A 14,783-nucleotide genomic window follows, 5' to 3' on the forward strand; every position below is an offset into this window, starting at 1 on the left:
CTCCTTTGATCTTCGTTATCGGCGATGCTGCGCGGGCCGATGGCTTCACGACGGCACCGAGAGCTGCATGATGCGCTCGGGCGTGGCCTGGTCGCGGTCGAGCACATCGCGCGCACGTCCGCCCGCGACCACCATGACGCGGTGCGACAGCAGCAACACCTCTTCGAGTTCAGACGACACGACGATGACAGCCACGCCTTGGGCCGCGAGGCCCCGGATGATCTCGTAAATCGCCTCTTTCGCCCCCACATCGACGCCGCGGGTGGGCTCATCGAGAATGAGCACGGTCGGTGTGCGCACGAGCCACTTGCCGAGCAGCACCTTCTGCTGGTTACCGCCCGAAAGAAGACCCACCGGCTTGTCGAGGTCACCCCGAATGTCGAGCTCGTCGGCCATGCGCGTCTTAAGACGGTTGAGAAAGCGGCGAGTCACGAACCCGCCCTTCACCAACCGCGACTCCCACGGTGTCGCGATGTTCTCGGCACTCGATCGGTTGAGGTTGAGCCCCTGCGTCTTGCGGTCTTCGGGCACCATGTAGATGCCCGCGGCGATCGCGTCGCTCATCCTTCGGATGCGCACCCGCCGCCCTCGTACCTGCACCTCACCCGAGCGGAACGGGTCGGCTCCGGCGAGCGCACGCACAATCTCGGTGCGCCCGGCACCGACCAGCCCCGACAAACCCAGAATCTCTCCTTCATGCAACTCGAAGGACACGTTGTCGAAGTGCTCGGAACACAGACCGGTCACCTTCGCGACCACCGTGGGGCCGTGGGGCTCGGGTTCGATTGCCCGGCGGTCGAGAGACCGGCCGACCATGGCCCTGATCATCCCGTCGCGGTCGATCTCGTCGGCCGCCCAGTCGCCGACCTTGGCCCCATCTCGCAGGCACACCACACGATCGGAGATCGTCGAGACCTCGTCGAGACGGTGGCTGATGTAGACCACGCCGGTGCCGCGAGAGCGCAGCAGATCGATCTGCTCGAGAACACGCTCGGTCTCTTCTTGCCCGAGCGAAGCAGAGGGCTCATCGAAGATGACGAACGAGGGTTCGCGCAGAATCGCCCGCGCGATCTCGATCTCCTGTTGGGTGGCCGTCGACAGGCCGCCGACGAGCGTACGAGGGTCGAGACGAACGCCCAGCTGGGCGAGCACCTCAGCCGCCTGCGCCTTCATGGCCGCATAGTCGACACGCCCCCGCCGCGTCGGAACGCGCCCCAGAAACATGTTCTCGGCCACCGAGAGTTCAGGAATCATCTTGATCTCCTGGTGGATGATCGCGACCCCGGAGTTCAGTGCTTCGAGCGGACCCGATGGCGCATAGGCGACGCCGTCTATCGTCATCGTGCCGCCGTCGGGCTGCTTGATCCCCGCGATGATCGAGCTGAGCGTCGACTTGCCAGCGCCGTTCTCGCCGATCAACCCCACCACTGTTCCGGCGCGCAGGGAGAAGTCCACTCCCCGAAGCACCGTGGCCTCGCCGTAACGCTTGATCAACCCCGTGGCCGTCAAGGTGGTGGCTGCATTCTCGGTCATCTGTCTGCTCCTCAGCCGCCGGCTCCGAGTTGCGGAGCCGGCGGCATTCGTCATGGATAGGGAGTGAGGGTGTCAGCCCTGGGTGCCGTAGTAGTGCGCGGCTTGTGCTTCGGCGAGATTGTCTTTGGTGACGAGAACCGAATCCTGAATCTGCGTCTTCGGAATGCTGGCTGCGTCACCCTTCATCGCCTGGATGGCGTTCTTCACCGCGAGCTTGCCCATGTTGTAGGGCTGCTGACTCATCGTCGCGGTCATCGTTCCGGCCTGGATCGCCGCGTAGGCCGCAGGGAATCCGTCGATGCTGACCAGTGGAATCGACGGAGCGCCGGCGGTCTGGATGGCGCTGGCCACGCCGAGCGCCATGTCATCGTTCTGCGCGAACACGCCCTGCAAGCCGGGGTTCGCCGTCAGCACGTTCGTGAACACGCTCACGGCCTTGTTCTGATCCCAGTCCGCACTCGTTGTCGAGACCACATCGATGCCCGGATTCGCGCTGAGCGAGGTGGCACAGCCCTGCGTGCGCTGCACCTGAGTGGACGAGGCCGGAATCCCGTTCACGATTGCGACCTTGCCGCTGCCGCCTATGGTCTTGAACAGATAGTCGCACGCCTGTTTCGCCATCGCGACGCTGTCACTGCCGATATACGTAACGTAGTTGCCGCTGGTGGGCACCTGGTCGACCGCGATGACCGGAATTCCTGCGGCGCTTGCCTGGTCGAGAGAAGCTCCTCCCGATGACGCGTCGAGTTGAATGAAGATGAGCGAACCAACGCCCTGGCTCACGAGGTTCTGCACCTGATTCACCTGAGTGGAGCTGTTGCCCTGTGCGTTCTGAATGGTCAGCTCATAGCCTTCGGCCTTCGCTTCGTCTTGCATGCCTTCTTGAGCGGCCGAATAGAACTGGTTGACGAACGACATCGAGACGCCGATCTTCTTCGAGCCGCTTGCTGTCGAGCCCGCCGAAGCTGAGGCATCGGTCGAGCATCCGGCCAATACGAGTGCGGCGGAGCCGACGAGGGCGACCATTCCGACGATTCGAGCGCGAGTGCGTGTTCTCGGGCTGTTGACGATGTTCATGTGACTCTTTACCTCCTTTGGTAAGTGCCTCGTCGTGGTGACGAGTCGGGTGGGGTGCCTTCTCCAGAGCGGAGCCGGCATAGATCACAGCAATGTGAAGCCGCCGTCGACGACGAGGTTCACACCGGTGCAATACGAGCTTGCTTCGGAGAGCAAGAAGATCGCGGGGCCCACGAGTTCGCCGGGTTCGGCGAAACGACCGAGCGGAATCTGCTGAGAGACATCGCCTCGAATTGAGGCGACTTCTTCGCGCAGATTCATCGGAGTGAGAGTGAAGCCTGGAGCCAGAGCGTTGACCCTGATACCGTCGGCCGCCCACTCGGTGGCCAGCGAGCGCGTGAGGTGAGCGACGGCCGCCTTCGAGCTGTTGTAATGCGCCTGCAGCATCTCGCGGTGCGACACGATGCCGCTGATCGAAGCGAGGTTGACGATTACGCCACCACCGTTCGCCGCCATCGCACGCGCTTCGGCCTGACAGCTGCGAAAGACTCCCGTGACGTTGATGCGGTACATCCCCTCGAACTGCTCTACGGTCATGTCGCGAGCGGCAACAGCACCCGCTATTCCCGCCGAGTTGACAGCAAGACTGAGCGCACCGAGCGTGTGTTGCGCTTCGTCGACCGCATCCGAGATCTCATCGGTGGTGACGTCGGCGGCGATATCGATGGCTCGGCCGCCCGCCCGCTCGATCTCGGCCACGGTCTCCGCCACCCGATCGTTCGTGAGATCGACTGCCGCAACGGATGCTCCCGCCTCGGCGAGACCGAGGGCAATGGCCTTTCCGATGCCTGAACCCGCACCCGTCACCAACGCAACGCCACCGTCAAGGCGGAATTGGTTTTTCATGTGCGCTCCCTTGCGGCTTCAGGTTTGACCTCGTGCACCTGATTTGCATCGGATCTCAATGCCATTTCAGGTCTACATTCGAAATATAGCAAGGATTAGTTCTTGTTGTCTAGTTAATTTGGACATGATGTTCGAAAATTGACAATAGGCGGTGCGAGTCACGTTGAAGAGCGTCCGGATGCGTAGTTCGAATTTCGGTAGAGTCGTGTCCAGAAACCAGGAGGATCTGTGTCTTCAATCGAGGTCGCCGCCGACGCCACGGGGATGAGCGCCGTGAGCAAGGCCATGCGCGTGCTCACGGCCCTCGCCCACACCGGAGAGCTCACGGCAGCCGAGCTCGCGGCGGCTCTCGATGAGCCCATCACCACGGTCTACCGCATGCTCAGCAACCTCGAGGCGATCGGCTGGATCGAACGCGAGAACAAAAGAGGCGGGGTGGTGCGACTCGGTATCGACCTCGTGGCGGTCGGCGAGTCGGTCGAAGAGTCGCTCGATTCGCGGCAGACAGCTTTCGCGGCCCTCTCCCGAATCAACGAGCAGACCCACGAGACCAGTTACCTCTGTGTGCGCGACGGCAACCGTGCTGCCTGCATCGAACGCATCGACGGTCGGTACACCCGCACAGCTGAGTTGCCGATCGGCGGCTCCCTTCCCCTTCATCAGGGGGCCGGGCCACGAGCGATTCTCGCCTTCGAGCCAGAAGTGTTTCAGGAACGCTATCTCAGCGCGCTCGCCTCCGCTCAACTCAATCCGATGAATGAAGCAGACCTCGGACGCCTCACTGCCGAATTGCGGCAGGCACGAAGAACGGGAATCGCGATCTCCGACGGAGATGTCACCCCTGGTATCTATAGCGTCGCCGCTCCGATTTTCAACCACCGCGCAGAGGTCGTCGGGTCGATCACCCTCAGCAGTCTCCGCGCCGGCAGCGACGCGCGCTTCGAAGAATACGACCAGCTCATTCGCAGCGAGGCGCGCACCATATCGACACAGCTCGGACATCAGGAGTGATGATGGCGGTCAGCGAAGGTACCAGTCGAGTGCTCGGTCATTGCCGCAATGCCGTTGAGACACTAGCGGCCAGAGGGCCGCTCCCGCCGGCCGAAGTGGCCAAGTCGATCGGCGTGCCGCGGCCGAGCGCCTACCGGCTGGCCAGTGCGCTCGTGCACGCGGGCCTCGCCGTGCAGTATCCCGATGGAACGGTGGGCTTGAGTACGCTCTGGCTTGCGCTCGGAGACAGCGCGCTGGCGAGCGCGGCGAAATGGTTCACGCGCGACGACCTGCTTCGTACGCTGCGCGACGAAACGCGCCTCACCGTGTTTCTCTGCATTCCCAGGTCGAACCGAACGGTCTGCGTACGTCGATTGCACGGCAAGAGCGTTCAAGTACTCATTCTCAAGCCGGGAGGCAGCCTGCCCCTGAATATCGGTGGTGTGGGGCGAATCACCCTCGCCTTCGGCCCGCACTCCCTCGACGAATTCCTCCGCAGCGCCGACCCGCAGCCGGCCACCTCATTCAGCATCACTCAGGCAGACGATCTGCGCGCAGACGTTGCATTGAGCCGCAGCCAGGGCTACTGCCTCTCTGACAATGACTCCACAGTCGGCGTAGCCGCGATCGCCGTGCCCGTGTTCGGCGACGACGGCGAGTTTCTCGCCGCTCTCTCAGTGGCGGGTCGGCGAGAAGAAGTACTCGATGACGAGGCACAGTTCTCTCGCACCCTGCTCGACACTGCAAGGCTGATCGCTCCCCGACGCGCCAACGGCTAACGCAGGTCTGCCAGAACCTCTTCGAGCTGGTCGACGGCCCAGTCGAGGTCTTCGGAAGAGATGACAAGCGGCGGGGCGAGACGGATGGTCGACCCGTGAGTGTCTTTCGCCAAGACGCCGCGCTGCATGAGTAGCTCGCAGACCTCGCGGCCGGAACCGAGTGCGGGGTCGATATCGATTCCCGCCCAGAGGCCCGCCGTACGAACGGCGACGACCCCGTGGCCGAGAAGCGCCGTCAGGCGCGCTGTGAGGCGCTTGCCCAGGGCATCCGCTCGCTCTTGGTATTCGCCCGTTGCCAGCAGGTCGACGACCGCGCGGCCGACTGCGGCGGCGAGCGGGTTTCCACCGAAGGTCGAGCCGTGTTCGCCGGGTTGCAGCACCCCGAGAATGTCGGCGTTGCCGACGACGGCCGACACGGGAACAATTCCGCCGCCGAGGGCCTTGCCGAGCAAGTAGAGGTCTGGGATGACGCCGACCCGGTCGCACGCGAAGGTGGCGCCCGTGCGGCCGAGGCCCGACTGAATCTCGTCGGCGATCATCAGCACGTTCGCGTTTGTACAGATCTGGCGAACCTCTGGCAGATACGACGCGGGCGGAACGATGATGCCCGCCTCACCCTGAATAGGCTCGAGCAGCACCGCGACAGTGTTCTCGTCGATGGCGGCGGCCAGGGCCGACGCATCGCCATAGGGAACCGAGCGAAAGCCCGGCGTGAACGGCCCGAAGCCGTCGCGTGCGGACAGGTCGTCGGAGAAGCTCACAATCGAAATGGTTCGGCCGTGAAAATTGCCGTCGGCAACGATGATGTTCGCGAGGCCGTCGGGTACGCCTTTCACCCGATAACCCCAGGCGCGGGCGACCTTCAGCCCAGACTCCACGGCCTCGGCTCCCGTGTTCATGGGCAAGACCATGTCTTTGCCGGCAAGGGCCGCGAGCGCCTCGACGAACGGGCCGAGCTGATCGTTGTGGAAGGCACGCGAGGTGAGCGTGATGCGTTCGAGCTGAGCGCGAGCTGCATCGAGCAGCACGGGATTCGAGTGGCCGAAGTTCACCGCCGAATATGCGGCCAGGCAGTCGAGGTACCGCCGCCCGTCGATCGCTGTGACCCAGGCGCCGTCGCCCGACTCCACCACGATGGGCAGAGGGTGGTAGTTGTGCGCCGCGTGTGCTTCTTCGCGGGCGATCGCCGCGAGCGTTGTTTCAGCGAGCGCGACATCCTCAGACGAGAGCGACGACTGCTTCGATCGCTCTCGACCAGAACGATCGCTTTCGGTACTGACAGGCCGGGCGCTCATCGGCGCAGCTCCAGTGTGCAGCACTTCACTCCGCCGCCGCCGAGCAACAGCTCGGAGAGGTCGACGCCGATGGGGTTGTAGCCGCGTTCGCGCAGCTGCGCCTCGAATCCCGTTGCCCGCGAGGCGATCACCACGTTGTATCCGTCAGAGATCGAGTTGAGGCCGAGCACGCCGGCGTCGGTCTCGCTGACCAGAATCGCATCGGGATACCTGCGCTCGAGTTCGGCGCGACTCGGGGCGTCGAAAGCACTCGGCAGGTAGGCGATGTTCCCGGCATCCGGAGCCTGGCTGGCAGACTCGTTCAGCACGGCGATGGCGGTATCGAGATGGTAGAACGCGGGGTTCACGAGGTTCAGCGTGACGACCTCCCGGCCGTAGATTCGCGCGACCTCAGCATGGGAATCGGATGCGCTGCGAAACCCGGTGCCGGCGAGAATCGTATCGCCGACCAGCATGAAATCGCCCTCGCCTTCGTTCACGTTCGCGGGTACCCGCACGTCGTAGCCGTGGTCTTCGAACCAACGCATGTACGCGGGGCCCTCAGCCTGGCGTTCGGGATGGGTGAAACGAGCTCCGTAGGCGATGTTGTCGATGACGAAGCCACCGTTCGCCGAGTAGACCATGTCGGGCAGGCCGTCGATCTGGTCGATGAGTTCGACGGTGTGGCCGAGCGCGATGTACGTGTCGTAGAGCGTCTGCCACTGACGCACGGCAAGGGATGTATCGGTGGGGATCGCGGGATCCATCCACGGATTGATCTTGTACGTGACGGTGAAGAAATCGGGGCGGCACATGAGGTAGGTGTGCGCAGCGGCTTGCCGGTCGGAAGCGCGCCGGTCTTCTACTTCGGGGAATGACGAAACAGGGGTAGACATTGACATCCTCCTGGGCTAGATCTGCTGCTGGACGGATGGCGGACACTGTCTTACAAGCTCCGAGGAGCACGCCAAGCGTCTAGTCTGGCACGCTCGTAATGTCAATAGTTGAGCTTCTCGCGCAGAAATGGTGCGCTGAATGCCACTCATCGCAAGAAAACGCCGTAGGCTCGCGTAGTGGACAATCTCGACTATCGAATAATCGACTTGCTGAAACTTAACGCGCGCACCGGATACGGTGACATCGGCCAGGTGATCGGGCTCTCCGCGTCTGCGGTAAAACGACGCATAGACAAGCTCATTTCTGACGGCATCATTCGCGGCTTCACCGTGCTGCTCGACACCTCTCTCGACGGCAAGGTGACCGAGGCGTACGTCGAACTCTTCTGCCGAGGAACCGTCGCGCCGGCGGAGCTCAAGCGCATTCTCTCCGGCGTGCCAGAGGTGGTCGACGCGGGAACAGTCACCGGCAGCGCTGACGCCATCGTGCACATGCGTTCGCGAGACATTCCGAGCCTCGAGCTGGCACTCGAAAGGGTTCGCATCGCGCCGAACGTCGATCACACTCGCAGCGCCATCGTGCTGTCGAACCTCATCAAGCGGTAGCGACAGGGCGTGGCGGGGGTGGCAGTGTCGCGGCGCGGGGCGGATCGTTTCGCCGGGGCGCGGCGACTCGTCGGGGCGAGTTGGTGACGGCGGCCACATGACTGCGCCATCAGCAACTGAGCCCAGTGAGCCGCGGTCGGCCGTGATCGCCGGCTCTTTCGTCGTGAGAGTGGATGCTCTCTCGCGCACCCCCGCCTCCGAACAGTTGCGCGTGCAAGTGCTCGGCGCCGTTCAACGGGGTGATCTCGTGGCGGGCGCGCAACTGCCGCCCGTGCGGCAGCTCGCCGACGAGCTGCATCTCGCGCCGAACACCGTCGCGAAGGTGTACCGCGAGCTCGAACGCGACGAGGTGGTGGTCACCCGCGGCCGCAACGGAACCTCGATCGCCCCCACCGGCGTCGGCCCCGAGCGTCAGGCGCAGCTCGCCGCGCTCGAGTACGCCGGGCGGGTGCGGGAGCTGGGCATCCACTCGGCCCGTGCGCTCGAGATCGTGGCGGAGGCGCTCGGCGAGCCCAGCGCGTGATTTCAGGCGGCGGCGAGCCGGGCGGGCTCGGCGTCGCTCTCGCGTCTGCGCGAAGGCATGGCCGGCTGCGCCGCCAGCGAGTGTCGGTGGCTGGGAGCACACTGTCAGCATGAAACTCTCATGGGTGGCGCCGCGATGAGCGCCTGGCTGGGCGTGGTGTCACGCTCGCACGTCGAACGCGGGGTCGGCTTGGGCATCGCGCAGGTCAACCACGGCAAGATGTCGGGGCTGACGCGAATGTCGGGCGGCGACTGGATCGCCTACTACTCGCCGCGCACCGATTACCCCGACGGCGACCCGTTGAAGCAATTCACCGCCATCGGCACGATCATCGACGACGACATCTACCAGGCCGACGACGGCGACTTTCATCCCTTTCGGCGACGCGTCGACTACCTCACGCTGAAGCGCGCGGTGCCGCTCGCCGAGGTCACCGATCGCCTCGACCTGACCTCCGGGCCGAATTGGGGTTATCAGCTGCGCCGCGGGCTCATTCCGCTCTCAGACGCCGACTTCGAGGTGATCCGCGCCGCCGCCACCGACTGACGCGGCGCCACCACCACTGCCACCGCCCGCGCCGCCGCCGACGCCGGGCAGCAGCCCCGCGGCCAGCACGCTCGGGTTGCCGAAGCGGTGGTTCGTCACACTCACCGCCTGCTCACGCACGAACGGCAGCAGTTCGACGCGCGCCGCCCGGGTGACCTCGCCTGTGTAGAGCGCCACGTCGGGCGACCCCCCGAGCGCGTTTGCGAGTGCCACCGGGTCTCCCCCGATCATCCGGATGCGCGACGCAGACCCACCCGCAACCCGCACCCGTTCGAGCCACTGTGCGTCGCGCTCGACGAACACCCTGACCGCCCGTTGTTTCAGCAGCGCCCGCAGCGGCCGCGGCAGCTTCACCGCCGTGCTCACGGCCAGCGCCGACCCGGCGCGCGTGCCCGCCGCGATCACCCGAACGAGCTCACTGAACGCCTTACCCTCGGCCAATCGCACCACCACTGGAACGGCGCGATAGCGCAGAATGTTGCGCTCGACGCTGAGCCCCGACACGTCGCTCGCGGCGAAAAACCCCTGCCACGCCTCTTCGTCGCCCACCGCCGCCCGGCGAACCGCCTCGAACTCTTGCCAATCGAGCCCGCCCGTCGACGCCTCGAGCACCGCCCTGACCTCGGCACCCAGCGGCGCGAGACTGATGTCGTCACCCGCGACCCCCGGCTCCGTGCGCCACGAGCCGAGCTGCATGAGATAGTTGGGGCCGCCGGCTTTCGTGCCCGCGCCGACTGATGAGCGCTTCCATCCGCCGAACGGCTGCCGCTGTACGACCGCACCGGTGATGCCCCGGTTCACGTACAGGTTGCCCGCCTCCACGGCACCCAGCCACTGCTCGATTTCGGCTTCGTCGAGCGAGTGGATGCCCGCGGTCAGCCCATAAGCGTTCGCATTCTGCAGCTCGACCGCTTCACCGAGGTTCGCCGCAGGCATGATGCCGAGCACCGGGCCGAAGTACTCGGTGAGGTGAAATTCCGACCCGGCGGCCACGCCCGTGCGCACCCCCGGCGACCAGAGTCGCTCGGTTTCATCGAGCATCCGCGGCTCGACCAGCCAGCTCTCACCGTCGCCGAGCGTGGTCAGTGCGCCGCGCAGCTTGCCGCCCGCAGCAACGATGAGCGGGCCCATCTGTGCGGCGGGGTCGACCGGATACCCCACGCGCAACGACGTCACGGCGTCGACGAGCTGGTTTCTGAACCGCGCCGATTTGGCGACAGACCCCACGAGTATCACCAGGCTCGCCGCAGAGCACTTCTGGCCCGCGTGCCCGAACGCGCTCTTCACGATGTCGGCCACGGCCAGGTCGAGGTCGGCGCTCGGGGTGACGACGATGGCGTTCTTACCACTCGTCTCGGCAAGCAGCGGCAGGTCTGGAGCCCACGACCTGAACAGCTCGGCGGTCTCATACCCGCCGGTGAGAATCACGCGATCGACGAGCGGGTGCGTAATGAGCTGGTGCCCGAGCTCATTCTCGCTCAGGTCGACGAGCTTCAGCAGATCGCGCGGGATGCCCGATTCCCAGAGCGACTCGGCGATCACCGCCGCCGAGCGGCGCGCCTCGGGGGCTGGTTTCAGAATCACTCCGGCGCCGGCCGCGAGTGCCGCGAGCACACCGCCGGTGGGAATGGAGACCGGAAAATTCCACGGCGGCGCCACCACGATGAGCGCCGGCGGTACGAACGTGGCGCCCTCCACCTTCTCGAGTTCGGTCGCGAGAACGCTGTAGTAGCGGGCGAAGTCGACGGCCTCGCTGACCTCAGGGTCACCCTCGGCAATCGTCTTGCCTGTCTCGCTCGCCATCACCTCAAGCAGAAGGTCACGGTTCGCCTCGAGCGCGAGCCCCGCTCTGCGCAGTGCGGCGGCGCGCACCTCGGCTGGCTGCCTACCCCATGCGCGACCCGCCTCGGCCACAGAATCGAGCAGGCCGTCAAGCAGGCCAGGGTCGGCGTACTGCACCTCGGCGAGCGTCGCGTTGCCGAGCTCAGACGCGGGCACGCGCGCGAGAATGTGGCGCGCCCACTCCCTGTTCGCGGGCAACGACGGGTCGGTGTCGGGCGTGTTCTCGAACACCCCTCGCGGTGGCGCGACGAGCGCCTCGGCGCTGCCGCGGTCTTGAGTGCGGTTGGCCGCCGGCGCCGCGGCAACCGAGTCGGCCGAGCCCGTGCTCTCGACGGAGGAGCCTGTCGAGCCGTCGGCATCCGGAGCCACCGCGGGCCCCGCGGCACGTTCGGCGTCGAGCACGGCGAGCGATGTCAGAAACCGGTCGCGCTCACGGTCGAAGACCGCCGTGTCGCTGTCGAGATCGAAGACCGCCGACATGAAGTTCTCGTCGCTCGCGTTCTCTTCGAGCCGGCGCACTAGGTAGTTGATGGCCACGTTGAACTCACGCGGATGCACAACGGGCGTGTACAGCAGCAGATTTCCCACGTGCCGCCGCACCACATCGGCCTGCGCTGAAGCCATGCCCAGCAGCATCTCGAAGTCGATGCGTTCGGTGACGCCGCGGCGTTCGGCGAGCAACCACGCAAAAGCGATGTCGAAGAGGTTGTGGCCCGCGATGCCCACTTTCACGGCATCCGTTCGCTCAGGCGTCAACGCCCAGTTGAGCACCCGTTTGTAGTTCGTATCGGTGTCTTGTTTGCTGCCGTAGGTTGCCAGCGGCCAATCGTGGATGATCGCATCGACCCGCTCCATGGCCAGGTTCGCGCCTTTCACCAGCCGAACCTTGATGGGCGCGCCGCCCCCCGCCACGCGCTCGGACGCCCATCGCTGCAACCCCTGCATCGCCCCGAGCGCATCGGGCAGGTAGGCCTGCAGCACGATACCCGCCTCGAGCTCTGCGAACTGCGGCCGTTCGAGCACGCGCTGAAACACCGCGATCGTGAGGTCGAGGTCGGCGTACTCCTCCATGTCGAGGTTGATGAACTTGGCCTGGCCGCCGGGTTTCGACGGCAGGGCGAGTTGGTACAACGGAACCAGGCTGTTCGCCACGCGCTCGACCGTTTCGTCGAACGCCCACATCGAAAGCTGACTGGCCACCGACGAGACCTTGACCGACACGTAGTCGACGTCGTCGCGGGCGAGTAGTTCAAGGGTTCCGGCGAGGCGGTTGCGAGCCTCTTTCTCACCCAGAACGGCTTCGCCGAGCAGGTTGAGGTTGAGGCGAGCGCCGTCGGCGCGAAGCGCGGTGATGGCCTTGCCGAGTTTGCCGGGGCTGGCGTCGGCGATCAAGTGCCCGACCATTCGGCGCAGCACCCGCTTCGAGGTGGGCACCACAACCCAGGGCAGCGCCTCGCCGAGCGCCGCGCCTACCTTGATGGCGGCGCGCAGCTGCGGCGGCAGAAACGCGGGAGTGAGTGCGGCGAGCTGTTCGAGGTTCTTGCCGGCGACCACCGTGTCTTCGGGCCGAGCGACACCGTCGACGAACCCCACCGTGAAGGCGAGCCCGTTCGGGTCTTTGAGCACGCCGGCGAGCCGGGCGGCCGACTGCTCGACGGGGGCGCCTTCGCTCTCGGCGAGCCACCGCCGCACGAGCGCGACGGCTTCGCCGCCGAGCGCCGCGAGCGCCTCCGGCTCGCCTCTCTCGCCAATCGTCTCGTCGGTAAGCAGGTGCATCTCGTCAGCAGACGGTTCGAGCGTCTCGTCGCTCGACGGGTCGATTATGGCCTCGGGGTCGTGCGCCTGGTCGAGCATGTCTTGAGAATATCCCGGCGCTTCGGGTTTGCCCCGATCATCCACACACCCACAGACGAACTTCTCGCCGCGCACCCAGATTCGCCGAATTCGTCAGCCCAACGCACTCTTTTTGCGCGCCCGCGATTCACTTGCGTCGCGCTTGCTTCTGCGACCATAGGCAGATGAGTCACGCGTACGACGATCTCGCGCCGAACACGGCCGCGTTCGGGCGGGTCGCCGCTGATCCCGAATACGTTCCCGCGGGGTTTCGGCTCACCGAGCGGTCGCGGGTGATCGGGCAAGGTGACGCGTTCTACGAGGAGGCGCGGGCAGCGCTGTTCAGGTGGCAGGTGCAGCGCGGATCGGGGTTCGCGTTCGTCGATGTTCCGCTGCGCGTCGAGGTGGGTGCGGTTTCGGTGTTCCGTATTCCGTTCGGGCCGCTGCGGCCCCGCGTGATCTGCCGCGTGTACGAGGTGAGCGACACGGGCACGCGGGCGGGGTTCGCGCATGTGGCGCTGGCCGGGCATCCGCAGCTCGGCTGGGAGAGCTACCACGTCGAACGCAACCGTTTCGGCCAGGTGCGCCTGGCGATTCGGGTGGTGTGGCGCCCGTCGGCCTGGTGGATGCACGCGGTCGGCCCCTTCGCCCGAGTGGCCTTGGCGCTCGTGTTGCGCCGCAACCTCGCGGCACTGCAGGCCTGAGCAGCGCCGTCTGCGATACCCCGGGAGCTGTCGCGCATAGCCGGCCGAGGTCATTCACCGGGGGCGCGCAAACTCGCCGCACCGGGCCGCGGTCAGTGAAAGCGGTGGTCTTGAATGGTGGCGCGCGGGCCGAAGCGCGGCTTCGGAATGCCGCTTGCGAGAATGAGGCGCACAACGCGTTGTCGGTGGCCGCGCCATGGCTCGAGCAACTCGAGCATGCCGTCGTCGTCGACGGGCTTGCCCACGAGAACCCAGCCCACGTGCGCCGCGAGGTGGTAGTCGCCCACGCTGACGGCGTCCGGATGCCCGTGCGAACGCTGGCTCGTCTCGGCGGCCGTCCATCGCCCCACGCCGTGCACCGACTGCAGCTTCTCGAGAACGCCCGTGACATCTCGCACGGCCCTCACCGAGTAACCCGCACCGACGCCGAGTGTGGCGCTCTGAACCGCCGCGGGCGTCTGTGCCTGTGACTGCGTCTGCGTCTGCGTCTGCGACTGCATCTGCGTCTGAGCCTGCGTCTGTGCCTGTGTCTTCGACTGCGTTTGCGTCTGATCGCCGCGTGCCCCGCCAGACGCCAGACGGTCGAGGCCTGCCGCGAGCGCCGCCGCACCCACTATCGCGCGCGAACGATCGGGGCCGACCCCGGCCCGATGCCACTCCCACGACGGAATCAGCTGCCACCCCCGCGCACTCGGCTGCACCCGCATGCCCTCCGGCGCCGGCCCCGGCGGCGCGTCGCCGAACTTACGCAGCAGGTAGTGCCACGACCTCCGCGCCTCAATCGTGGTGACTTTCTGCTCCAGGATGCTCGGCACGAGTGACTCGAACACGAGCGACGTGCACGTGAGCCACATTCCCGGGTGATGACGCCGCACCTCGGCGAGCATAGGCACGCTCGTCAGGTCGAGCTCGTTCCAGGAGTCGCCCGCACCCAGGAGTTCTGGCAGGGCATCCAGAACCCACTCGGCCCCTGGCCCCCAGGCGCGAGCGTGCACGTCACCGCGCTCGTCAGACTCGGCCTGCAGGGTGACGGGGCCGAGCGGGGTGCGCATCACGCGCCAGAACCCGTTCGGCGTGAAGCGCATGGTCGGCTCGGTCGCACCGCGCAACAGGGTGCCGACGGTCTGCCGCAAGTTGAGCGGCCGCGACGGACGGTACGTCGTGGTGAGCGGCACGGCCGACTCGAGCAGGGCATCCATTGTGCTCAGAAGAATAGATCGTTCGGCTGACACTCGCCATGTGCCCACCCGGCCCTGTCGCCAACGTGCACCCCGCCTCAGTCATCCCATCGAACGTCGCCCACAGCTCAGCACTCGCTCTCGCCCCGCCCCGCA

General features: G+C 65.9%; 13 protein-coding genes. 6 read left to right on the plus strand and 7 right to left on the minus strand.

The features are described from left to right. Nucleotides 1–45: 45 nt before the first annotated feature. The 3 genes from IEX24_RS15785 to IEX24_RS15795 form a co-directional block, all read right to left on the minus strand. A complete protein-coding gene (locus tag IEX24_RS15785) occupies nucleotides 46–1,533 on the minus strand; it encodes a sugar ABC transporter ATP-binding protein (RefSeq protein WP_188679957.1) in 1,488 nt (495 codons plus the stop codon). Between the two features lie 72 nt (nucleotides 1,534–1,605). Further along, entirely contained in the window at nucleotides 1,606–2,610 is a 1,005-nt protein-coding gene (locus IEX24_RS15790; RefSeq protein ID WP_188679959.1) for a sugar ABC transporter substrate-binding protein, read from the minus strand. 84 nt (nucleotides 2,611–2,694) lie between these two features. After that, nucleotides 2,695–3,456 carry an SDR family oxidoreductase gene (locus tag IEX24_RS15795; RefSeq protein WP_188679960.1) on the minus strand — a complete coding sequence of 254 codons (762 nt, stop codon included), beginning with the start codon at nucleotides 3,454–3,456 and terminating at the stop codon, nucleotides 2,695–2,697. Between the two features lie 228 nt (nucleotides 3,457–3,684). Here IEX24_RS15795 and IEX24_RS15800 point away from each other — a divergent pair, with 228 nt between their 5' ends. Together IEX24_RS15800 and IEX24_RS15805 are read left to right on the plus strand one after the other, a co-directional pair. After that, on the plus strand, nucleotides 3,685–4,467 hold the full coding sequence (locus IEX24_RS15800; RefSeq protein ID WP_188679963.1) for an IclR family transcriptional regulator: 783 nt from the start codon (nucleotides 3,685–3,687) through the stop codon (nucleotides 4,465–4,467). A gap of 2 nt (nucleotides 4,468–4,469) precedes the next feature. Beyond that, nucleotides 4,470–5,225, plus strand: a complete 756-nt coding sequence (locus tag IEX24_RS15805) for an IclR family transcriptional regulator (RefSeq protein WP_239083254.1) — start codon at nucleotides 4,470–4,472, stop codon at nucleotides 5,223–5,225. Here IEX24_RS15805 and rocD read toward each other — a convergent pair. Continuing rightward, on the minus strand, nucleotides 5,222–6,520 hold the full coding sequence (rocD, locus tag IEX24_RS15810; protein WP_188679965.1) for an ornithine--oxo-acid transaminase: 1,299 nt from the start codon (nucleotides 6,518–6,520) through the stop codon (nucleotides 5,222–5,224). The genes IEX24_RS15805 and rocD overlap by 4 nt on opposite strands. Next, nucleotides 6,517–7,395, minus strand: coding sequence for a dimethylargininase (gene ddaH, locus IEX24_RS15815; protein ID WP_203586045.1), 879 nt, complete (start codon nucleotides 7,393–7,395; stop codon nucleotides 6,517–6,519). Before ddaH ends, rocD begins: the two co-directional genes overlap by 4 nt. Before the next feature lie 177 nt (nucleotides 7,396–7,572). Between ddaH and IEX24_RS15820 the strand changes: the two genes are divergently transcribed. The 3 genes from IEX24_RS15820 (at nucleotide 7,573) to IEX24_RS15830 (ending at nucleotide 9,070) form a co-directional block, all read left to right on the plus strand. Beyond that, nucleotides 7,573–8,001 carry an Lrp/AsnC family transcriptional regulator gene (locus tag IEX24_RS15820; protein WP_188679969.1) on the plus strand — a complete coding sequence of 143 codons (429 nt, stop codon included), beginning with the start codon at nucleotides 7,573–7,575 and terminating at the stop codon, nucleotides 7,999–8,001. Between the two features lie 97 nt (nucleotides 8,002–8,098). Beyond that, entirely contained in the window at nucleotides 8,099–8,524 is a 426-nt protein-coding gene (locus IEX24_RS15825; protein ID WP_188679971.1) for a GntR family transcriptional regulator, read from the plus strand. Nucleotides 8,525–8,659: 135 nt separating this feature from the next. After that, nucleotides 8,660–9,070 (plus strand): EVE domain-containing protein, encoded by a 411-nt coding sequence (locus IEX24_RS15830; protein ID WP_188679977.1) that lies wholly within the window; start codon nucleotides 8,660–8,662, stop codon nucleotides 9,068–9,070. Here the strand turns inward: IEX24_RS15830 and IEX24_RS15835 are convergent. Next, nucleotides 9,026–12,688 (minus strand): proline dehydrogenase family protein, encoded by a 3,663-nt coding sequence (locus IEX24_RS15835; protein ID WP_188680434.1) that lies wholly within the window; start codon nucleotides 12,686–12,688, stop codon nucleotides 9,026–9,028. The genes IEX24_RS15830 and IEX24_RS15835 overlap by 45 nt on opposite strands. A gap of 242 nt (nucleotides 12,689–12,930) precedes the next feature. Here IEX24_RS15835 and IEX24_RS15840 point away from each other — a divergent pair, with 242 nt between their 5' ends. Continuing rightward, a complete protein-coding gene (locus tag IEX24_RS15840; protein WP_188679978.1) occupies nucleotides 12,931–13,449 on the plus strand; it encodes a DUF1990 family protein in 519 nt (172 codons plus the stop codon). 92 nt (nucleotides 13,450–13,541) lie between these two features. Here IEX24_RS15840 and IEX24_RS19675 read toward each other — a convergent pair whose 3' ends face one another. Continuing rightward, a complete protein-coding gene (locus tag IEX24_RS19675; protein WP_229715416.1) occupies nucleotides 13,542–14,648 on the minus strand; it encodes a DNA-3-methyladenine glycosylase family protein in 1,107 nt (368 codons plus the stop codon). Nucleotides 14,649–14,783: the final 135 nt, after the last annotated feature.

The organism is Subtercola lobariae, from assembly GCF_014640255.1.
GTDB lineage: Bacteria > Actinomycetota > Actinomycetes > Actinomycetales > Microbacteriaceae > Subtercola > Subtercola lobariae.

Coding starts and splice junctions, on each gene's coding strand:
- IEX24_RS15785 (WP_188679957.1), bottom strand. CDS start 1,533: ATGACCGAGAATGCAGCCACCACCTTGACGGCCACGGGGTTGATCAAG.
- IEX24_RS15790 (WP_188679959.1), bottom strand. CDS start 2,610: ATGAACATCGTCAACAGCCCGAGAACACGCACTCGCGCTCGAATCGTC.
- IEX24_RS15795 (WP_188679960.1), bottom strand. CDS start 3,456: ATGAAAAACCAATTCCGCCTTGACGGTGGCGTTGCGTTGGTGACGGGT.
- IEX24_RS15805 (WP_239083254.1), top strand. CDS start 4,470: ATGGCGGTCAGCGAAGGTACCAGTCGAGTGCTCGGTCATTGCCGCAAT.
- rocD (WP_188679965.1), bottom strand. CDS start 6,520: ATGAGCGCCCGGCCTGTCAGTACCGAAAGCGATCGTTCTGGTCGAGAG.
- ddaH (WP_203586045.1), bottom strand. CDS start 7,395: ATGTCTACCCCTGTTTCGTCATTCCCCGAAGTAGAAGACCGGCGCGCT.
- IEX24_RS15825 (WP_188679971.1), top strand. CDS start 8,099: ATGACTGCGCCATCAGCAACTGAGCCCAGTGAGCCGCGGTCGGCCGTG.
- IEX24_RS15830 (WP_188679977.1), top strand. CDS start 8,660: ATGAGCGCCTGGCTGGGCGTGGTGTCACGCTCGCACGTCGAACGCGGG.
- IEX24_RS15835 (WP_188680434.1), bottom strand. CDS start 12,688: ATGCACCTGCTTACCGACGAGACGATTGGCGAGAGAGGCGAGCCGGAG.
- IEX24_RS15840 (WP_188679978.1), top strand. CDS start 12,931: ATGAGTCACGCGTACGACGATCTCGCGCCGAACACGGCCGCGTTCGGG.
- IEX24_RS19675 (WP_229715416.1), bottom strand. CDS start 14,648: ATGGATGCCCTGCTCGAGTCGGCCGTGCCGCTCACCACGACGTACCGT.